Consider the following 19,666-nt stretch of genomic DNA (forward strand, 5'->3'; position numbering starts at 1 on the left):
CATGCGAATCATGCGAGAGGCGCTTGACCTTCCGGCAGAATGGCGGAATCAGGACGATTCGAAACGTTAACCCGCACCCGCGTCGACGGGAAAAGCAGCGATGTCAGGTCTTGGTCACTGGACAGGCAGCCAGCCTGCCACAGATATCAGGGTTAATCTGGACTTAATGCATGTCGCCCAAAAATGGAAACCGGTTTTGGGCGACGACAGGGCACCAACAAAGAGATGATGTAGTTATTGGCCCGGTGAAGCGCGTTGCAAAAGCGAGCCCAGCCGATTTGACCGGTCCGACAGCTTGCGCGGCCTCGATGTCGGGCCGCTAGGAGAAGATAAAGACTATGGCGACAAAGGAAAAGGAAGAGGTCGAGACCGAACGCGAAGGCGCCACCGATGGCCCTCTGCTCGACCTTTCTGATGATGCTGTCAAGAAGATGATCAAGGCCGCCAAGAAGCGCGGCTATGTCACCATGGACGAGCTGAATTCGGTGCTGCCCTCCGAGGAAGTGACCTCCGAGCAGATCGAGGACACGATGGCGATGTTGTCCGACATGGGCATCAACGTCGTCGAGGATGACGAGCAGGGCGAAGAGGCCGAGGCCGGCGACACCGCGGCGGATGCCGAGGAAGACGCCAACGAGCTGGCCGAGCAGACCGGCACCGCCGTCGCCGCCACAACCACGAAGAAAGAGCCGACCGACCGCACCGACGATCCGGTCCGCATGTACCTGCGCGAAATGGGTTCGGTCGAGCTGTTGTCGCGCGAGGGCGAAATCGCCATCGCCAAGCGCATCGAGGCCGGCCGCGAGACGATGATCGCGGGCCTGTGCGAAAGCCCGCTGACCTTCCAGGCCATCATCATCTGGCGCGACGAGCTCAACGAATCCAAGATCCTGCTGCGCGAGATCATCGACCTCGAAGCTACCTATGCCGGCCCCGAGGCCAAACAGGCGCCGGTGGTGGAGCGCGTCGAGGAAGCGCCCAAGGTCGAGGAAAAGCCGCGCCGCGGACGCGACGATGAAGACGACATCACCAATGTCGGCGCCGACACGCGCGGCATCGGGGATGATGACGAGGAGGACGAGGACGAGGCCAGCCTGTCGCTGGCGGCAATGGAAGCCGAGCTGCGCCCGCAGGTCATGGAAACGCTCGACGTCATCGCCGACACCTACAAGAAGCTGCGCAAGCTGCAGGATCAGCAGGTCGAGAACCGGCTGGCCGCGGCCGGCACGCTGTCGCCCAGCCAGGACCGCCGCTTGAAGGAGCTGAAGGACCAGCTCATCAAGGCGGTAAAGTCGCTGTCGCTCAACACGGCGCGCATCGAGGCGCTGGTCGAGCAGCTCTACGACATCAACAAGCGCCTGGTGCAGAACGAGGGCAAGCTTTTGCGTCTCGCCGAAAGCTATGGCGTGCGCCGCGAGGAGTTCCTGAAGGAATATCAGGGCTCCGAACTCGACCCGAACTGGACGCGCTCGATCGCCAATCTGACCTCGCGCGGCTGGAAGGAGTTCACCAAGAACGAGAAGGACGCGATCAGGGATCTGCGCGCCGAGATCCAGAATCTGGCCACGGAAACGGCCATCTCGATCCTGGAATTCCGCAAGATCGTCAACCAGGTGCAGAAGGGCGAGCGCGAAGCGGCTATCGCCAAGAAGGAAATGGTCGAGGCCAATCTGCGCCTCGTCATCTCCATCGCCAAGAAATACACCAATCGTGGCCTGCAGTTCCTCGACCTGATCCAGGAAGGCAATATCGGCCTGATGAAGGCCGTCGACAAATTCGAGTATCGCCGCGGCTACAAGTTCTCGACCTACGCGACATGGTGGATCCGGCAGGCGATCACGCGTTCGATCGCCGACCAGGCGCGCACCATCCGCATTCCGGTGCACATGATCGAGACGATCAACAAGATCGTGCGCACCTCGCGCCAGATGCTGCACGAGATCGGCCGCGAGCCGACGCCGGAGGAATTGGCCGAGAAGCTCGCAATGCCGCTCGAAAAAGTGCGCAAGGTGCTGAAGATCGCCAAGGAGCCGATCTCGCTCGAAACGCCGGTCGGCGACGAGGAGGATTCGCATCTGGGCGACTTCATCGAGGACAAGATGGCGATCCTGCCGATCGACGCGGCGATCCAGGCCAATCTGCGCGAGACCACCACGCGCGTGCTCGCCTCGCTGACGCCGCGCGAGGAGCGAGTGCTGCGCATGCGCTTCGGCATCGGCATGAACACCGACCATACGCTCGAGGAGGTCGGCCAGCAGTTCTCGGTCACCCGCGAGCGTATCCGCCAGATCGAAGCCAAGGCATTGCGCAAGCTCAAGCACCCGAGCCGCTCGCGCAAGCTGCGCAGCTTCCTCGACAGCTGAGACTTGCCAATCGGTATTGGAGAAAAGGGCGCCCATCGTGGCGCCCTTTTTCTTGGGGCGGCTTGCGGCATTTGCCCTTGGGGAGGATAATTTCGTGTCGGATGCATTTTTCTGGGCGACAACCCGGGAAGCCTGCCCCGGTCGAGGCCATGTCGACATTTCCATGGCCTGAGCACCGTGCTCCGTGGCCCCGGAGGAGGTGTGCCATGACGACTTACATCATACTTATCAACTGGACCGAGCAGGGCGCCAAAAATGTGCGCGACTCGCCAAAGCGCCTCGACGCCGCCAGGACGCAGTTGGGCGAGATGGGAGGATCATTCAAGTCGTTCTACCTGACCATGGGCGAATACGACATGGTGGCAGTTGTCGAAGCGCCCGATGATGCGGTGCTGGCGCGTTTCGCGCTGATGCTGGCCACGGGCGGCAACGTCAAGACAAGGACATTGAAGGCTTTTCCGGAACTTGCTTACCGCGAGATCATCTCCTCGCTTGGATAGCCGCCACGCAGGCCGACGGGCAGGGCGCCGTCTTGACGACGCCCGCTTGGCGGCGAGCTTCCTGACCGTCTTCGACGGACAGCCGTTAAGCCGGCATATTGCGGGGCGGCGGCATTTTCCGGATAGTTCAGGTTATACTTCTGTTTCGAGGTCCGGGCCTTTGCTGACCGTCTGGTACAACACGCGTTGCCCGGTCTGCAATGCCGGCATTGGCAGGCAGAAGCGGCGGCTGATCGAGGCGGTCAAGGCCGGACGGATCGAATTTCGCGACATCAATCATGAGCCCGAAGCACTGGCCGGATTCGGCGCTTCGCTGGAAGACATCCGCCGCCGGCTGCACGCAACGGATGCTCAGGGCAGGCTGCTGGTCGGCGCCGATGTTGCAGTAGCGGTCTGGCGGGTAACGCCGGGCGAGGGCTGGCTGGCAAAGCTGTTCGGCAACGCCGTCACGCTGCCGCTCGCTCGCTTCGGCTACGACCGCTTTGCCGACCTGCTCTATGCATGGAACCGGCGCAGCGGCCGCTGGTAGCGCGGGCCGCTCCAATCATGACGAAGGCATAGTTCGAGCGCTGCCCGCCTGGTTGAGGCCGACAGATGCTGCTTCCAGTTAGATACATCGTAAGATATATCTTGACTCCTCGATTGAGCACTCCTAATTAAGATATATCGTAAGATAGAACTCAAGGAGCAGTCAATGCACAGACATAATCATTTTGGCGATCGCGCCGAGCGCGTTTTCATGCACATGGCCGGAAAATTTGGCGGCAGAGGGGGCGGCGGCTTTGGCCCGTTCGGCCACGGCAGGGGCGGCGGACGCGGCGGCCCGGGCGACATGTTCCGCGCCGGGCGCATGCTGGCCGACGGCGACCTCAAGCTGATCACGCTGTCGCTGCTGGCCGAGGCGCCGCGGCACGGCTATGACATCATCAAGGCCTTGGAGGAGCGCACCAGCGGCATCTACAGCCCGAGCCCGGGCGTGGTCTACCCGACGCTGACCTTCCTGGAAGAGGCAGGCTATGCCGTGTCCTCGAGCGAAGGCAACAAGAAGGTGTTTTCGATCACCGAGGCCGGGCAGGAGCATCTTGCCGACAACCGCGAGATGATCGACGGCGTGCTCGACCATCTCGAGCGGTTCGGCCGCAAGATGGCCAAGGCGCGCGACTGGTTCGGCTGGAACGACGAGGGCGAGGATCGGCGCGGCGGCCGAGGCGGCCGTTCGGAGAAGCGCGATGAATTCCGTGCGCTGCGCCACCGGCTGCGCGCCGCGCTGAGCGACATCGTCGATGCGCCGGCGGACAAGCAGGCCGAGGCGATGAGCATCCTCGAAGACGCCGCCGCGGCTTTGGAAGCGCTGTCGCGCAAATAGCTGGTCTCCGGTCCAGCCGGACACATCTCTTGCCCGTACAGGCAAGGACCGATAGTGAAAATCATCCCGCGCTGCATTATGTGGTGCGGGATGAATGGTGTGGAGGAAGCCCGATGTCTTTTCTGAAGCGTCTTTTCGGCGGTGGTGGCGGCGATGAAGCGGCCGAGCCCAAGAGCGCCGCACCGGCCAAGCAGGTGGAGCACAAGGGTTTCACGATCAGTGCCACGCCCTACAAGGCCGATGGCCAGTACCAGACCTGCGGCGTCGTCTCCAAGGACGTCGACGGCGTCCTGAAGGAACATAGATTCATCCGCGCCGACCGCTTTGCCGGGTTGGACGACGCCGTCGACATCTCGATCAAGAAGGGCATCCAGCTCGTCGACGAGCAGGGCGAGCGGATGTTCGGGTAGGCCGCCGACGAACGGCTCAAGAATTCCAGAGAGCCGAGGGCCGGTCCAGATATGGGCCGGCCCTTTCGTTTGTTCCCGCTATGCCGGCTGCAACGTTCTGCGCGGCAGTGGCGGGAAGGCGATGGCGATGCCGGCTGCACCGAGCCCGATGAGGGCCGAACCGATGAACAGCCAATGGTAGTTGGCGTAGGCGTCGAACACCATGCCGCCGGCGAGCGGGCCGAGCGCCATGCCGAGGCTGGACAGCATGGTGGCGGCGCCGAACACGGTGCCCAGGATGCGCTGGCCAAAATATTCGCGCGCCAGCACCGCGTAGAGCGGCATGACGCCGCCATAGGTGGCGCCGAAGATGACGGCCAGCATGTAGAACTGGTCGAGCTGGCTGATCGAGAGATAGGCGGCGATCACCACGGCCTGGATCACCAATCCGGCGATCAGCACCGGCTTGACGCCCAGCCTGTCGGCGAGCACGCCATAGAGCAGACGCCCGCCAAGCCCGGCAAGGCCCTCGACGCTGTAGATCGAGACGGCGGCCATGGGCGCCACGCCGCACAGCATGGCGTAGCTGACCATGTGGAAAATCGGCCCCGAATGCGCCGCGCAGCAGGCGAAGAAGGTCAGCCCCAGCACGATGAATTGCGGCGAGCGCAGCGCCTGGCCGACGCTCATACCGGCGCCCTCGGCAACCGGTGCGGCGGCCGCGCCGGTTGCGGCCGGCTTTGGCGGCTGGCGCACCAGAAGCACCGCCGGCAGGAGCAGCACCCAGGCCATGATGCCGATGTCGAACATGGCGGTGCGCCATTCATAGGCTGAGATCAGCCAGCGGGCGAAGGGCGAGATCGTCATCGGCGCGACGCCCATGCCGGCCGAGACCAGCGACACGGCAAGGCCGCGGTTGGTGTCGAACCAGGCGGTCGTCAATGCGATCATCGGCGCGAAGAAGGCGCTGGCCGCGAGCCCGACGAGCACGCCAAAGGTTATCTGGAAGGTGACAAGCGAGCCGGCGCGGCTGGCCAGCACCAGCGCCAGGCCGAGCAGCACCGCGCCGATCGTGACGACGATGCGGGCGCCGAAGCGGTCCGACAGCGCGCCCCAGGCGAAGCCGCCAAGGCCCATGACCAGGAAATTGAGCGTCATGGCGCTCGATATGCCGGCACGCGACCAGCCGGTGTCGAGCGCCATCGGCTCGAGAAAGATCGCCAGCGAAAACATCGTGCCGATGGCGACACAAGACATCAGCGCGCCGGCCGCGACGATGACCCAACGATAGGAAAGGTTCATGGTTTTCTCCCATGCCGTAAGGCATTTGTTGTGCGGCACGGCCTGGCTTGGCCTGCCGCTTGCGTCCGAAGGACGCCCGCGCCGGCTCCGATCCTACAATCCGGTTGCATTTTTTATCCAGTCCGAGATGACACCGTTTCCCGGCGCCTAGATCGGCAGTTCCGATGTGTATTTGATGGTCTGGCTGGGAACATCGGTCTTGACGTTCTGCACGCCCTTGATGCGGCTGAGATGCTCCGACTGGAAGCGACGGTAGTCGTCGATGCCGGCCGCCACCACGCGCACCATGGCGTCGCAGTCGCCCAGCATCAGATAGCATTCCATCACCTGCGGCAGCTTGGCGACCTCGGTGGCGAAATGCTCGATCGTGTCCTCGTCCTGCGCCTTCAGCCAGATGCGGGTGAAGAACGTCAGGCCCTTGCCGATGCTGGCCGGGTTGAGCACGGCGACGTAGCGGTCGATGACGCCGGCCTCCTCCAGGAGCTTGACGCGGCGCAGGCAGGGCGACGGCGACAGTCCGACTTCGATGGCCAGCTCATTGTTGGCCATACGCCCGTCCCGCTGCAGCGCCCGTAGGATCCGCCTGTCGATCTCATCCAGCTTCATGGCTCTCAATTCCATTTCTTCGCTTATTTCTGACATCAGATGCCAAAACATGATGAAACACAACAATCTTCGCAACCAAATTGCGGGACCAAATGGCTATGGTTGGCGCAGACATCACCGACATCGGAACCGGCAGAGGCGGCCGCGAGGCGCCCAGGGAAGAACCATGAGCATTGCAGAGGCGACATCGGCGGCTGACGGGGGTTCGGGATCGGAGTTCCGGCGCGGCGTGGCTTCCTGCGCGCCGGTGCTGCTCGGCACCATCCCCTATGCGCTGGTGCTCGGCGCGCAGGCCACGCAGAAGGGACTGAGCACCGTCGAACTGTCGCTGCTGACTGGCCTGAACTTCGCCGGCGGTTCGGAATTCGCGGCGATCCAGCTATGGACGTCGCCGCCGCACATCCTGCTCATCGTCGCCATCGCCTTCCTGGTCAACAGCCGCCATCTCTTGATGGGGGCGGCACTGGCGCCTTTCCTGCGCGACCTGCCGCGGCGCAGGGTGTTTCCGGCGCTGTTCTTCATGTGCGATGAAAGTTGGGCGCTGGGCCTGGCGGACGCCAAACGGCGCGCCGCCGACGGCGTGACGCCGGCCTTCAGTCCGCGCTACTACATGGGCGCGGCACTGGCGATGTACTTGACCTGGGTGGCGTTCACCACGTCTGGCGCTTTGCTCGGCCCGGTGCTTGGCGACGCCGAGACCTACGGCTTCGACATGGCCTTCGCGGCCGTCTTCCTGGTGCTGCTGCGCGGCATGTGGAAAAGCATTGCCGCGGCACGACCGTGGCTGGTCAGCCTCGTCATCGCGGCACTGACCTACCTTTTCGCTCCCGGCGCCTGGTATGTCGCGGCGGGCGCGCTGTCGGGGCTGCTTGCTGCCTGGCTGACGGCAGGTGATGCATGATCGACATGACAACCCTTCTCGCCGTAGTGCTGATGGCGGGCGTCACCTATCTCACCCGGATCGGCGGCTATGTCGTGCTGCGCAACCGCGTGCTCAGCGCACGGGCAACGGCCGTGATGGAGGCGGCGCCCGGTTGCGTACTGATCTCGGTCATCGCGCCGGCCTTCGTGTCGAAAAACCCGGCTGATCTTCTGGCCCTGGCCGTCACGCTGATTGCCGCCACGCGATTTTCGATGCTGCCGACCGTGCTGATCGGGGTCGCTTCGGCGGGACTGCTGCGGCACATCATTGGATAGGCCAAAAGGCAGGCGCGGGCGCCTGCCTTCGATCTGGTTGGCAATCAGAGCTTTTACGCGGCTGCCGCAACATCCCGGCTGGCAGCCACCACAGCGTCGACCTTGGCGGTGGCTTTGGCGAGCGCTTCGCTGACTGCGTCAGGACCCTTGGCTACGCCTTCGATGCGGATGACGTCGACTTCGGTCATGCCGATGAAGCCGAGCACCGAGCGCAGATAGGGAACAGCATGATCGAACTGCACGGCCGCGCCTTCCGAGTAGATGCCGCCGGAAGCGAGCACAATATAGACCTTCTTGCCGGTGACGAGGCCTTTCGGGCCGCTCTCGCCGTAAGCAAAGGTTTTGCCGGAACGGGCGACATGGTCGACCCAGGACTTCAGCGTCGAGGAGATGTTGAAGTTGATGAAGCCGGTGGCCAGGATCACCGTGTCGGCGGCGAACAGTTCGTCCAGCACGGCGTCGGAGACGCCGACCACTTCGGCCTGGCGCGGCGTGCGGGATTCGGCCGGCGTGTAGATGCCGGTCGCATAATCGGTGTCGATATGCGGCAGCGGGTTGGCGACGAGGTCGCGCACGACAAGCGTGTTCGTCGGATCGGCGGCGAGCAGCTTCTGAGCGAGTTCGGTGGCGATACGGGTCGAGTGCGAGGCAGCGCCGCGCGGGCTCGACGTGACGAGAAGAATGGACATACGGGTCTCTCCAGTGGAATTGGGTTGTCCCGCTACATATGGGCTTTCGACCCATCAGATAAACTGGTATATTTTCTATACGATCCATCCATGAATTAGATACAATGATGCAGCCTAACCCGACACTCGACCAGCTTCAGATCCTCGTGGCTGTTGCCGATACCGGAAGTTTTTCCGCCGCCGGCCGCAAGCTCAACCGGGCGCAATCCGTCATCAGCTACGGCATCGCCAATCTCGAGGCGCAACTCGGGCTGAAGCTGTTCGAGCGCGACGGCACGCGGGAGCCACAACTGACCGAGATCGGCCGCGCGATGCTGGAAGATGCGCGGCGGATGGTCGGCGTGCTGCAGCGTATCCGCTCGCGCGTCGACGGCCATCATCACGGGCTGGAGGCCGAAGTGGCACTGTCGGTCGATGCGGCGTTGCCTTCACCTGTGCTGGTGCGGGTGCTCAAGGCGTTCGAAGCGCAGTTTCCGACCGTGATGCTGCGTCTGCATATCGGCACGCTCGGCCTTATCCCCGACCATGTTGTCGGTGGCCAGGCCGATCTCGGCATCGGCGGCCTGCTGGGCGATGTCGATGTCCACCTGGTGCGCATAGGCTTCATGTCGATAGTGTTGGCTGCCGCGCCCAGCCACCCGCTGGCGCTGCTACCCAAACCGGTGGCGATCGAGGATGCGCGCGAACATACGCAGCTTGTCGTCACCGACCAGTCCGAGCGCACCAAGGGGCGCGACTATGGTGTCTTCGCGTATCGCACATGGCGGCTGACTGATGTACGCACCAAGCACACGCTGATGCGCGACGGGCTAGGCTGGGGCGGGCTGCCGCGCTGGCTGATCGCCGATGATCTGGCCAGCGGCCGGCTGGTGGAACTCGACCTGGAACCGTTCAGCGAGGTGCGCTCGCCGCTCTATGCCATGCATCGCGCCGACCGCAGCCCGAAGCCGGCGGCGGCCTGGCTGATCGAGCAGTTCAAGCGTCAGCTCGGCTGCTTCAACGAGTTCGAGCCGGGCGAAGTGCCGGATGAAGAGCCGGAAATTTCCAACGCGGAATTTTGATTCAAACTTTGCCCGGCGGTTACATCAGGCGAGAGCCTCGGATCAGGCGCGGGACAACCCATCGATCAGCGCCATGAGCACGGCACGGTAGTCTTCTGCCGAACCACCCGCCTCGATGGCAAGCGCCGCGCGGTCGAAGGCGGCGGCGAGCAAGGCGGTCGTGGCTTCGGCCGGAAGCTTCTTCACAGTCCGCGCGCGCATCGCCGCGACCAGCCCTTCGCGCAGCGAGCGATTGCCATGGCGGTTGTCGATGGCGTCCATTTCGGCGCGGCCGAGCACGGCCGGGCCGTCGAGCAGCAGAAGCCGCGTGCGGCCGGGCGCGCGCATGGCGGCAAGATAGGCGTCGGAGCCGGCAATGAGCGCGTCGCGGGCATTGATCGAAGGCGGCGCGGCGCCTTCGATCTCCCGCGCCACCGCCTCTGCCTCCTGCTCGACAACGGCGCCAAACAGCGCCTGCTTGTCGGAGAAGTGGTGGTAGAGCGCCCCCCGCGTCACGCCGGCTACGGCGACGATCTCCGGCGTGCCGGTCTCGGCGTAGGATTTTTCGATGAACAGTTTTCGCGCGGCGGCGATCAGATCGGCTCGTGTCGCCTCGGTGCGGTCACGGTTGGAACGGCGCGCTGATCTCTGTTGCATACATGCAGCCTGTATGTTAATTCAATTTACATGCAGACTGTATGTTGCTTGACGGGAGAAGGAAAGATGAAGACGACCAGCTATTATCCGGTGCTGATGACCGGGGACGTTGCCGGCACAGCGGCGTTCTATGTCGAGCATTTCGGCTTCCGGCCGCTGTTTACGAGCGACTGGTACGTGCATCTGCAATCGGCGGAGAGCAAGCGCGTCAATCTCGGCATCGTGCAAGGCGACCATGAGACGATCCCGGAAGAGGGAAGGGGTCGGAGCTCGGGCCTGCTGATCAACTTCGAAGTCCGTGATCCCGATGCGGTCTATGAGCGGATCACAGCCGCCGGCCTGCCCATGCTTAGGTCCCTGCGCGACGAGCCTTTCGGCCAGCGCCATTTCATCACCAGGGACCCCAACGGCGTCCTGATCGATGTCATCAAGCCGATCCCGCCGAGCGAGGAATTCCTGGCGCAGTATGCGCAAGGTGCAGTGAGCGCCTGAGTAGCAATCCTCAACCAGCCCTTGCCACTGGCATCACCGTCACCTGGCTGACACCGGTGCGGCGCACGACCGTGCACCGCGTCTCGCAGCCGATCCGCTCGGCGTCGAGCAAACGCACGAGGTCGTCGACGCCTGTGACCGGTCGGCCGTCTATCGCGGCGACGATATCGCCTTCCCGGAGGCCGGCCCTGGCCGCTGGGCCTTCCTTCTCGACGCTGCGCAGCCGAACCGCCGTCTTGCTGGATACTTGTGACAGAAGGGCCGCGCGACGGGGCAGGTTGACGGTGTCGGCCGACACCCCGATGAAGGCGCGGCGGACGCGGCCGAAACGGATGATCTCCGAAATGACGAAATTGGCGGTGTTGGAGGCGACGGCAAAGGCAATGCCTTGCGCGCCATGGATCATGGCGGTGTTGACGCCGATCACCTCGCCCGCCGAGGATACCAACGGTCCGCCGGAATTGCCGGGGTTGAGCGCGGCGTCGGTCTGGATGACATCGTCGATCAGCCGCCCGGTGGAAGCGCGCATCGAGCGGCCGAGCGCCGAGACGACGCCCGAGGTGACGGTCCATTCGAAGCCGAGCGGGTTGCCGATAGCAATGGCGATCTGGCCGCGCCGCAGGCGCTTGGAATCGCCCAGCGGCGCGGCATCGGCAAAGCTGCCGTCGGCACGCACCAGCGCGATGTCGGTATCGGGATCGCGGCCGAGCACGCGGCCTTCGCTGGAGGCGCCGTCAGGCATCGACACGCGCACCGTTCTGGCATCGCCGACGACGTGGAAGTTGGTGACGACGAGCCCGTCATGCGCAATGACGAAGCCCGAACCATGCCCGCCCTGACCACCGATACGCTCGATGCGGCAGACGGCCGGGCCGATGCGGTCGACAGCGTCGGCGACCGTCGTCGAATAGGCGTCAAGCAGCGTGTCGTCGGATTGGAATTTGGCGGCAGCGACGGCCATTGGCGGGCTCCATGTTTTCAGGCGCAACGATGACTATATGTGCGGAGCGGCTTCATCCGCCGCGACCTGACCAGATGGCCAGTCACCCGGCCGACTAGCCGTCAGGCGAGTATCTCCAAGCGCGCTGCCGCGCGATATCTGGGGCATGGATGAACCCAGGAGACCGTTATGAGCGAATTCAATCTAAGTGCCTTTTCGGAAGCCATCGCCGATCTGGCAGCAAAGGCGGCACCGGCGACCGCGAGCTTCACCACGCACCATCATCGCACAGCGAGCGCCTTCCATTGGCGCGACGGGTACTTCGTTGCCGCCGAGGAAGCCGTCGAGGCCGGCGAGGAGATCGAGCTGACGCTGGCTTCGGGCGAGACGGTGAAGGCCGATCTTGTCGGCCGCGATCCCTCGACTGGCGTCGCCCTGCTCAAGCCGACCGGTGCCGTCAATGCCGCGCTGTTGGCCAGGGCGGATGCGGTGCGGCCCGGCAATATTGCCGTCGCCATCGGTAACAGCCGGGGTTCGGCGCTGGCGGTTTCAGGCTCGGTCGGCGAAGTCGGCCCGGCCTGGCGCTCGATGCGCGGCGGCACCATCGACCGGCGCATCAACCTGGCGGTGGGCGCCGGCGGCCGTTTCGAGGGCGGCCCGGTGCTCGATGCCAAGGGCGCGCTGATCGGCATGTTGTTGTTCGGGCCGCGCGGCCGCGCGCTGGTCATGCCTTACGAGACGATCGAGCGGGCGGTCGCCACGCTGCGAGAGAAAGGCCATGTCGCCCGCGGCTATCTCGGCGCCGGTCTGCGTCCGATCCGCGACGGTGAGGCTCGCGGCGCCATCGTCATGAGCCTTGACGACAACGGTCCGGCCAAGGCCGCCGGCCTTTCCCTCGGCGACATCATCGTCGCGTGGAACGGCGAGGCGGTGAGCGGCCCGCGCGAGTTGATCCGCAGGCTCGGGCCCGACAGCGCCGGTGCTTCGGTTACGCTCGGCGTCGTGCGCGGCGGAGAACAGCGAGACGTGGCGCTGACGATCGGCGAAAAGCCGCTCAGCTGAGAGGATTAATGGACGCGATCGCGGCAGGCGAGATGACGGGAAGTGGCACCGGCGAGCGGCAGCTGGTCGTGCTGATCGCGCTCGGTGACGCCGCGCGCGCCGAGCGCCTGTCCGCGTCGCTTGCCGCGACCGACGATCTGCTGCCGGTGACGCCGGGCAGCGGCGAAGCGGCCGACGTCGCCATCGTCGACGACACTGTCGGGTCCACGGGTGCGGGAACAGGGAAGGGCGACGCCGTTCCCGCCGCGACCACGCGGGTGCTGTTGTCTTCGCAGGCCGGCCTGGCACGGCCGCAGGGGCAGGTGTTCGCCGTGCTGCCGACGGCGGCGGATGCAATGCTGATTGCGGCCGCCGCCAGGCTGGCGGCGGCCGGCTACCGCGTCTTTGGCGACAGCGGGTCCGTTCCTGGCCGCCGCGACGATTTCCACGACGGTGATATTGGCGGCGACGGCCTTTTCCACGAGGAGCATCCCGACGAGCATGCCGCCCGCCCGGCGCTGTCGCCGCGAGAAGCGGAAGTGCTGGCGCTTCTGGCCGAGGGCGCGCCCAACAAGGTGATCGCGCGCCGGCTCGACATTTCCGTTCACACGGCGAAGTTCCATGTCGCCGCGATCCTGATCAAGCTCGGCGCCGCTAACCGGACGGACGCCATCGCCATTGCGATGCGGCAGGGGCTGGTGCTGGTCTGATATCGATCACACCGCCGCTTCGACGTCGGTTAGTCGGAAATTATCACCTCTGAACAGGAACGGCATGGCTTTCAGGGGCGCCGTGCGAGTTCGCGCGCCACCCTGCCAATCCAACCGTTTTCCGATCAACTCGCACTATCGTCCGCAGCGTCACCATCGTCCGCTGCCGCAAGCTCTTGTATCCGGGACCGCCACAGGCAAGGATCGCGCTGCGAGACAATGCAAGCGGAGGAAAAATGTCGCTCAAGGGAAAGACGCTGTTCATCTCCGGCGGGTCGCGCGGCATCGGGCTGGCGATCGCTTTGCGCGCCGCGCGCGACGGAGCCAATGTGACGATCGCGGCCAAGACCGCTGAGCCACATCCGAAGCTGCCGGGCACGATCTACACCGCCGCTGAAGAGATCGAGCAAGCCGGCGGCAGGGCGCTGCCGGTCCTGTGCGACATTCGCGAGAACGCGCAAGTGGCCGGAGCGGTGTCCAAGACGGTCGAAAAATTCGGCGGCATCGATATCTGCGTCAACAATGCCAGCGCCATCCAGCTCACCGGCACGCTGGAAACCGACATGAAGCGTTACGACCTGATGCACCAGATCAACACGCGCGGCACGTTTCTCGTTTCCAAAATGTGCATTCCGCACCTGAAGTTGGCCGGGAATCCTCATATCCTGAATCTGGCGCCGCCGCTCGACATGAAGGCCAAGTGGTTCAAGAACCATGTCGCCTACACAATGGCCAAGTTCGGCATGTCCATGTGCACGCTGGGCATGAGCGCGGAGTTCGCCAAAGACGGCATCGCGGTCAATTCGCTGTGGCCGATCTCGACCATCGATACCGCGGCCGTGCGCAATCTCCTGGGCGGCGCGACGGTGGCCGCGATGAGCCGTTCCCCGGACATCATGGCCGATGCCGCGCATGCCATCTTCATGCGGCCATCGCGCGAAGCGACCGGCAATTTCTACATCGACGAGGAAGTGCTGCGCGCCGAGGGGATCAGCGATTTTTCGGTCTATGCGCCGGGTGCGGCCGGGCCGCTGGCCGGCGATTTTTTTGTCCCGGACGAGGTGTTTGCCAATTCCGGCACGAAGATCAGGACGGCTTTCTAAAAGATGTCTCGAGGCGCAATTCCGGATGGAACTCGGTTTCAGACTTTCCTGGAGCTGCTCTGAGCAAAAAGCCCCGCCGGAGAGGGCCGGCGGGGCTCAGTGCGTCCCGCTGGAGTCGGGACGGGGCAGGGAACGCCCGATCCTGAATCTGGGGTAGGCTACCCCGCGATTCAATGACCGGGATCTGACGCCAGGACAATTCTTGTTGAACTTGGGCCGTTGCCCACGATCTCGCCCATCCCGGTTTCGCCGGGATGGGCCTTTTACCGATCTGATTCCAGAAGCCCGCTCAAGCGTCTGGAAATGCAGACATTTGATGGATCATGATCTTTTCCGAAGCCGGTTTCCAGCTTTCCCGACCATGGTCAGTTGTTGCTCGCCACCGGCGCCACCAGCGAGGTGATGCGGCGGATGGCGACCCGCCGGTTCTCGCGGTTGGGGCCTGAGGTGTCGACCTTCAGATATTCCTCGCCATAGCCCTGCGTGGTCAGGTTTTCAGGCGGTATGCCGAAGGCGTTGGTCAGCGCTTCGGCCACCGCTTCGGCGCGGCGGTCCGACAGAGCGAGGTTCGCCTCCGGTGTGCCGACAGCGTCGGTGTGGCCTTCGATCAGGAAGGTCTCGGCCGGGTTCTTCTTCAACAGCTTCTCCATGGCCGTGGCGACACCCTCGAGCTTCTGCACCTCGGTGTCGGAGATCGAGGAAGAGCCGAATTCGAAGTTCAGCGTGTCAAGATCGATGCGTCGGGCGATGTCGCGCACCCGTGCGGAACGCTTGACCTCGTTGATCGAATAGAGGCGCTGCACCTTCTCCACCGGCGGCTGCTCGAGGAAGGTGTAGTAGTCGTCAGGGCTTTCGACCTCTTCGGAATCGAGGATATAGTCCCGGCGCGGAATGGTCAGCCGCATCGGTGGCAGGTCGTCGCCCGGATCGCGCCAATCATTATCGTCGTCGTAGCTTCGTTCGTCGACATAGCTCAACACATACTCATGGCCGTCGGGCATGATACGCGACCGCTGGATGATGTCGCCGTAGCGGTTGCGGATGGTGACGATCTGCACGCCGTTGTCGCGCTCGACCGTTTCGCGCGTGCGGCCTTGCGACAGATCCTCATAGTAGACATCCCTGGCGCCGCGGGTCAGGCGCGGCCGGTCACTGCTCTGAACGTATGTCTGATCGTTGAGCTGGATGATGACCCGATCGCCGATCTCCTTGAGCACGTCGACACCCTTGGGGCGGCGGCGGTCGCGGATGTTCTCGTCCGGTGCGCGCTCGAGGCGTTTGCCCTTCTCCTCGGTAACCGGAACGATTTTCTCCGGTTTGATCTCCTGCTGGGCAGCTCTATCGTCGGTCGGAGGCGGGCCCTGGTCGACGGGAGCGACCGCGGGCTGGCGGCCCTGAGCACCGCCCTGCTGGGCGTTTTGCCCGCCATTCTGCTGCTCGCCATTCTGGTTGGCGGGGTTCCTGCCGGCCTGGCCGTTCTCGCCGCGGCTGCGGCGCCGGGCATCCTTCTGGCTGTCGAGAATGGGGGCAGCGTTCTTTTCGGCGGGCGTCTCGGCCTGCTCGGGGTTTTGCCCCTGGACAGGCGCGGCCTTGCCGGCAGCGGGCTGTTCACCCGTGGCCGGCTGCTCGCCCGTTGCCCTGCCGGTTTGCTCCTGTTCGCCATTGGCCGGCTGCTCGCCAGCCGGTTGCCTGCCGTTCTTTTTCCTCTTGTCCTGGGGTTGTTCGCCCTGGGCTGCCGGCCGCTCGCCTGAAGGTGCCGGTTCGGCCTTGGGCGCCTCGGCGGCAGGTGCTTCCTTCGGTGTCGGCACGGCGCTGGGCTCGGCCTGCTGGTCCTGTTTGCGCTTCTTACGCTGGTTGTCGTTGGCAGGTTCCGTTTGGGCCGCCGGCGCCTGTTCGGCCGGTGCCTGTTCGGTCTGCTGTTGCTGGTCGCGCTTCTTCCTGCGCGGTTGCTGTTCCTCGGTGGCGGGTGCTGCCTCACCGGCTGGCGCCTGCTCGGTCTGCTGTTGCTGGTCGCGCTTTTTCCTGCGCGGCTGCTGTTCCTCGACGGCGGGCGCGGCTTCACCGGCGGGCGCCTGCTCGACCTGCTGCTGGTCGCGCTTCTTCCTGCGTGGCTGTTGTTCCTCGGCGGCTGGCGCGGGTGCCTGTTCGGTCTGTTGTTGCTGATCGCGCTTCTTCCTGCGCGGCTGTTGTTCCTCGGCGGCTGGCGCGGCTTCACCGGCGGGCGCCTGCTCGACCTGCTGCTGGTCGCGCTTCTTCCTGCGTGGCTGTTGTTCCTCGGCGGCTGGCGCGGCCTGCTGTGCGGGTGCCTGTTCGGTCTGCTGTTGTTGCTGATCGCGCTTCTTCTTGCGTAGCAGTTCCTGGTCGCTCTGCTGTGCGTCAGTCTGGGTGTCCTGGGCCAGGACCAGCGGCATTGCGCTGTCTCGCATGGGGCCGAACGCGGCACTTCCCTGAAGCGGGGATGCGCCCAACGGCGCGGATGCCATCAGCAGGCCGAGTGCCGTGCCTGCCAGAATCCCTGGTTGGCGTTTCATCGAAATTTCTCCTTGTGGGGTCCCATCCTTGCCGAAACCGATTTTAACGAAATTGGTTCCGGCAGCTCATGGTTAGGGACCGTACGGGGCGATTGGCCGGCCTTTTGAAGGCAACTTCATGTCTTTCGACGGGGTTGCCGCCCCATTCCAGCCCTTGCCCTGCTTGACCTTCGCAGCGGCTGGGGCCACATGCCGGGGATGGAAACGCCGTTCTGGAAAACAAAGACGCTGGAAGCAATGAGCCCGGCCGAGTGGGAATCGCTCTGCGACGGCTGCGGCAAATGCTGCCTCTCGAAGCTCGAGGACGAGGATACTGGCGACATCTACTGGACCAGTGTCGGCTGCCGCCTGTTCGACGCGCAGACGTGCCGCTGTTCGGACTATCACAACCGGCTGGCGCGCGTTCCCGATTGCGTCGGGCTGACGCCGCAAAATGTACGCACCATCAGCTGGCTGCCCAGCACCTGCGCCTATCGGCTGGTCGCGGAGGGGCGCGATCTCTACTGGTGGCACCGGCTGGTGTCGGGCAGTGCCGAGACGGTGCATGAGGCCGGCATGTCGATGCGCGGTCGGGTCAAGGCCAGCGAGACGGACCTGGCCGAGCCGGACGATTATTTCGACTATATGCTCGATGACGAGCCATAAGCTCGCATCGGGATGACGAGCCATAAGCTCGCATCGGGATGACGAGCCATAAGCTCGCATCGGGATGACGAGCCATAAGGCCGGTGTCCGCAAGGGCGCGCAGGACCAGGAACCTGCGAGACGTTTGGGGCACATCGTTGGAAAACCGGCAGAAGCTTCCTTTTTCCGCCACATGAACCGCCGATGAACGGCGGGTTCGTAAATAGTTCAGACAGGCGGGTGCATTCTCCCATCATAGATTTCAAGAGGACGGGCGATAGCCCGCAACAAGGAGAGAAGACCATGTTCAACACGGTGAAAACGGCAGCCCTTTCGGCACTCGTCGGCCTCGGCACGCTGGCGGCCATTCCCGCCCATGCCGACAGCCTTTACCTGGGCTTCGGCAACAACAACGATCCGCGCTTCGGCGTCTATGCCGGCGATGACGGCTATCGCCACCGCCGCGATGAACGCCGCGACTGGCGCCGCGGCTGTTCGCCCGACTGGGCCCTGAATAAGGCCGAACGCATGGGGCTGCACCGTGCCCGCATCGTCGATGTCAGCCGCCGCACGGTCAAGGTGATGGGCCGCCAGTATGGCGACCGCGTGGTCATCGTGTTCGCCAATGAGCGTGGTTGCCCGATCATCAACCGTTGAGCCTCTAAGGCGCAACCTTCTGCGAGGGTTGGTAGCGGCATGATCCTCTGCGGGGTCAGTCGGCAGACACGACCTTCTGCGAAGGTCGGTCTGGAGACATGTCCTCTTAGGGTTAGTCTGGAGACACGACCTTCTGCGAAGGTCGGTCTGGAGTAGTGGAGCCGTTTTCCTTCGGGAAGAATGCGGCTCCAAAACCCCGCGGGAGCGATCCCGCGGGGTTTTTCATGCACCACGGCGGACGGTTCAGGGCCGGGCTCGGCCATGGACCCTCGAAGGCGCTTATTTCAGTTCGAAGGTAACGGTGACCTGGACATTGTAGACGTTCTCGCCGGCCTGCACCGGAGCCGCACCGACGGCCGCGTCGAAGGCCTTGGCGTTGATCGGCATCGGTGGCGGCGCGATATTCTGGTCAGTGATTTCGATCACCCGGCCTATGCTGACGCCGGCGGCTTCCGCCAGCGTCTTGGCCTTGGCCATGGCGTCGGCCACCGCCTTTTTGCGCGCTTCGGTGACGGTGGCAGCCGGATTGTCGTTGGTGAAGACGATGCCGCCGCCCTGGTTGACGCCCAGCGACACCGCCTTGTCGAGGATCTCACCGGTCTTGTCGACGTCGCGCACGCGCACCGACAGCGTGTTGGTTACCTGGTAGGCAATCAATTCGGCCTCCTGGCCGCCGTCGGGCTTGTTTGTGTAGTTATAGCGCGGATTGATCTGGATGCCCGCGGTCTGGAGGTCGCGGTCCTTGATGCCGGCCGACTTCATCGCGGCGATCACGGCGGCCATGGCGTCGTTGTTGGCATCCAGTGCGGCGCGCGCCGTCTTGGCTTCGCGCATGACGCTGAGCGTCAGGACCGCCAGGTCGGGCGCTACAGTCGCCGCCCCTTCGCCCGACACCACGATACGGGGCGGTGTCGGCGACTCAGCGGCCGCTGCCAGCGCCGGAAAGGCGATGGCGGCGGCGAGTGCGAGGGGCAAAAGAGGTCTGGTCATGAAAATCTCCTCGGGTAAGCATATCCGCGCCCAGCCGGGCGCACGCGGCTCCTTATGGCGCGATTATGGGCTGATTTGGACGATCGTGACCAGCGGTCCCGGAAAGCCTTGTGTCGCGATGCGAAAAACATTAATCCAGCCCGCGTGGGGCCTGTAGCTCAATGGTTAGAGCCGGCGGCTCATAACCGCTTGGTTGGGGGTTCGAGTCCCTCCGGGCCCACCAACTACACAACTACGTCACTGATTTTTCATCTATTATTTCTTTGCCCAGGCAGTGGGCTCGAAGCCGCGATAAAGTTAGATCGGATGGCGTCGAGAGCGGTTTTCGTGGGTCATCAGAAATCTTCCCGACGGGCGCACTCCCAGATGGAAGGCGAATTTCCACAGTTTTGGGTGCGATTCAGTCAGTTCGTGACATTCGTGTACGCGCTCAGCAATGAGACCGTTTTATTCTCGCGGGTACCCCGAA

General features: G+C 64.1%; 21 protein-coding genes and 1 tRNA gene. 15 read left to right on the top strand and 7 right to left on the bottom strand.

Going from position 1 to position 19,666, the window contains the following annotated elements:
* Window positions 1-338: 338 nt before the first annotated feature.
* The 5 genes from rpoD to LB551_RS01125 all read left to right on the top strand — a co-directional run bounded on the left by rpoD (window position 339) and on the right by LB551_RS01125 (window position 4,639).
* Window positions 339-2,363: an RNA polymerase sigma factor RpoD gene (gene rpoD / locus LB551_RS01105; protein ID WP_140495911.1), complete on the top strand. Its 2,025-nt coding sequence runs from the start codon at window positions 339-341 to the stop codon at window positions 2,361-2,363.
* A gap of 206 nt (window positions 2,364-2,569) precedes the next feature.
* Window positions 2,570-2,863 (top strand): GYD domain-containing protein, encoded by a 294-nt coding sequence (locus LB551_RS01110; protein ID WP_140549967.1) that lies wholly within the window; start codon window positions 2,570-2,572, stop codon window positions 2,861-2,863.
* Window positions 2,864-3,023: 160 nt separating this feature from the next.
* The gene (locus LB551_RS01115) at window positions 3,024-3,392 is read left to right on the top strand and encodes a thiol-disulfide oxidoreductase DCC family protein (protein ID WP_140549968.1); all 369 of its coding nucleotides are present in this window, start codon (window positions 3,024-3,026) and stop codon (window positions 3,390-3,392) included.
* 165 nt (window positions 3,393-3,557) lie between these two features.
* A complete protein-coding gene (locus LB551_RS01120) occupies window positions 3,558-4,229 on the top strand; it encodes a PadR family transcriptional regulator (protein ID WP_140549969.1) in 672 nt (223 codons plus the stop codon).
* A gap of 113 nt (window positions 4,230-4,342) precedes the next feature.
* Window positions 4,343-4,639 (top strand): HlyU family transcriptional regulator, encoded by a 297-nt coding sequence (locus LB551_RS01125; RefSeq protein ID WP_140549970.1) that lies wholly within the window; start codon window positions 4,343-4,345, stop codon window positions 4,637-4,639.
* 78 nt (window positions 4,640-4,717) lie between these two features.
* Here the strand turns inward: LB551_RS01125 and LB551_RS01130 are convergent, their stop codons facing one another.
* Together LB551_RS01130 and LB551_RS01135 are read right to left on the bottom strand one after the other, a co-directional pair.
* Window positions 4,718-5,920 carry an MFS transporter gene (locus LB551_RS01130; RefSeq protein WP_140549971.1) on the bottom strand — a complete coding sequence of 401 codons (1,203 nt, stop codon included), beginning with the start codon at window positions 5,918-5,920 and terminating at the stop codon, window positions 4,718-4,720.
* A 147-nt stretch (window positions 5,921-6,067) separates the two neighbouring features.
* Window positions 6,068-6,526, bottom strand: coding sequence for an Lrp/AsnC family transcriptional regulator (locus tag LB551_RS01135; protein WP_140549972.1), 459 nt, complete (start codon window positions 6,524-6,526; stop codon window positions 6,068-6,070).
* 166 nt (window positions 6,527-6,692) lie between these two features.
* On the opposite strand from LB551_RS01135, the gene LB551_RS01140 reads away from it, so the two are divergent.
* Both LB551_RS01140 and LB551_RS01145 read left to right on the top strand, forming a co-directional pair.
* Entirely contained in the window at window positions 6,693-7,427 is a 735-nt protein-coding gene (locus tag LB551_RS01140; RefSeq protein ID WP_224657913.1) for an AzlC family ABC transporter permease, read from the top strand.
* A complete protein-coding gene (locus tag LB551_RS01145; RefSeq protein ID WP_224657914.1) occupies window positions 7,424-7,723 on the top strand; it encodes an AzlD family protein in 300 nt (99 codons plus the stop codon). The genes LB551_RS01140 and LB551_RS01145 overlap by 4 nt, the downstream gene beginning before the upstream one ends.
* Window positions 7,724-7,776: 53 nt before the next feature.
* Here the strand turns inward: LB551_RS01145 and LB551_RS01150 are convergent, their stop codons facing one another.
* Window positions 7,777-8,412, bottom strand: coding sequence for an FMN-dependent NADH-azoreductase (locus LB551_RS01150; protein WP_224657915.1), 636 nt, complete (start codon window positions 8,410-8,412; stop codon window positions 7,777-7,779).
* 107 nt (window positions 8,413-8,519) lie between these two features.
* Between LB551_RS01150 and LB551_RS01155 the strand changes: the two genes are divergently transcribed.
* On the top strand, window positions 8,520-9,473 hold the full coding sequence (locus LB551_RS01155) for a LysR family transcriptional regulator (RefSeq protein WP_224658179.1): 954 nt from the start codon (window positions 8,520-8,522) through the stop codon (window positions 9,471-9,473).
* A gap of 42 nt (window positions 9,474-9,515) precedes the next feature.
* On the opposite strand, the gene LB551_RS01160 is transcribed toward LB551_RS01155, so the two are convergent.
* The gene (locus LB551_RS01160) at window positions 9,516-10,109 is read right to left on the bottom strand and encodes a TetR/AcrR family transcriptional regulator (protein ID WP_224657916.1); all 594 of its coding nucleotides are present in this window, start codon (window positions 10,107-10,109) and stop codon (window positions 9,516-9,518) included.
* Between the two features lie 66 nt (window positions 10,110-10,175).
* Here LB551_RS01160 and LB551_RS01165 point away from each other — a divergent pair, with 66 nt between their 5' ends.
* Window positions 10,176-10,601, top strand: coding sequence for a VOC family protein (locus LB551_RS01165; protein WP_224657917.1), 426 nt, complete (start codon window positions 10,176-10,178; stop codon window positions 10,599-10,601).
* Between the two features lie 10 nt (window positions 10,602-10,611).
* Here LB551_RS01165 and LB551_RS01170 read toward each other — a convergent pair whose 3' ends face one another.
* Window positions 10,612-11,562 (bottom strand): S1C family serine protease, encoded by a 951-nt coding sequence (locus tag LB551_RS01170; RefSeq protein WP_224657918.1) that lies wholly within the window; start codon window positions 11,560-11,562, stop codon window positions 10,612-10,614.
* Window positions 11,563-11,730: 168 nt separating this feature from the next.
* Between LB551_RS01170 and LB551_RS01175 the strand changes: the two genes are divergently transcribed.
* The 3 genes from LB551_RS01175 (at window position 11,731) to LB551_RS01185 (ending at window position 14,395) form a co-directional block, all read left to right on the top strand.
* Window positions 11,731-12,603 carry a S1C family serine protease gene (locus tag LB551_RS01175; RefSeq protein ID WP_224657919.1) on the top strand — a complete coding sequence of 291 codons (873 nt, stop codon included), beginning with the start codon at window positions 11,731-11,733 and terminating at the stop codon, window positions 12,601-12,603.
* An 8-nt stretch (window positions 12,604-12,611) separates the two neighbouring features.
* Window positions 12,612-13,292, top strand: coding sequence for a helix-turn-helix transcriptional regulator (locus tag LB551_RS01180; RefSeq protein WP_224657920.1), 681 nt, complete (start codon window positions 12,612-12,614; stop codon window positions 13,290-13,292).
* A gap of 236 nt (window positions 13,293-13,528) precedes the next feature.
* Window positions 13,529-14,395: an SDR family oxidoreductase gene (locus LB551_RS01185; protein ID WP_224657921.1), complete on the top strand. Its 867-nt coding sequence runs from the start codon at window positions 13,529-13,531 to the stop codon at window positions 14,393-14,395.
* 365 nt (window positions 14,396-14,760) lie between these two features.
* Here the strand turns inward: LB551_RS01185 and LB551_RS30005 are convergent, their stop codons facing one another.
* On the bottom strand, window positions 14,761-16,926 hold the full coding sequence (locus tag LB551_RS30005) for an OmpA family protein (protein ID WP_411970919.1): 2,166 nt from the start codon (window positions 16,924-16,926) through the stop codon (window positions 14,761-14,763).
* A 198-nt stretch (window positions 16,927-17,124) separates the two neighbouring features.
* Here LB551_RS30005 and LB551_RS01200 point away from each other — a divergent pair, with 198 nt between their 5' ends.
* Together LB551_RS01200 and LB551_RS01205 are read left to right on the top strand one after the other, a co-directional pair.
* Window positions 17,125-17,571 carry a YcgN family cysteine cluster protein gene (locus tag LB551_RS01200; protein WP_140550023.1) on the top strand — a complete coding sequence of 149 codons (447 nt, stop codon included), beginning with the start codon at window positions 17,125-17,127 and terminating at the stop codon, window positions 17,569-17,571.
* A gap of 282 nt (window positions 17,572-17,853) precedes the next feature.
* Window positions 17,854-18,207: a hypothetical protein gene (locus LB551_RS01205; protein ID WP_140549983.1), complete on the top strand. Its 354-nt coding sequence runs from the start codon at window positions 17,854-17,856 to the stop codon at window positions 18,205-18,207.
* A gap of 279 nt (window positions 18,208-18,486) precedes the next feature.
* On the opposite strand, the gene LB551_RS01210 is transcribed toward LB551_RS01205, so the two are convergent.
* Complete coding sequence (locus LB551_RS01210) at window positions 18,487-19,197, bottom strand: SIMPL domain-containing protein (protein ID WP_140549984.1); 711 nt, start codon at window positions 19,195-19,197, stop codon at window positions 18,487-18,489.
* Window positions 19,198-19,344: 147 nt separating this feature from the next.
* Here LB551_RS01210 and LB551_RS01215 point away from each other — a divergent pair.
* Window positions 19,345-19,420: transfer RNA gene (locus LB551_RS01215), tRNA-Ile, on the top strand.
* Window positions 19,421-19,666: the final 246 nt, after the last annotated feature.

This window comes from Mesorhizobium sp. BR1-1-2 (genome assembly GCF_020165435.1).
Lineage (GTDB): Bacteria > Pseudomonadota > Alphaproteobacteria > Rhizobiales > Rhizobiaceae > Mesorhizobium.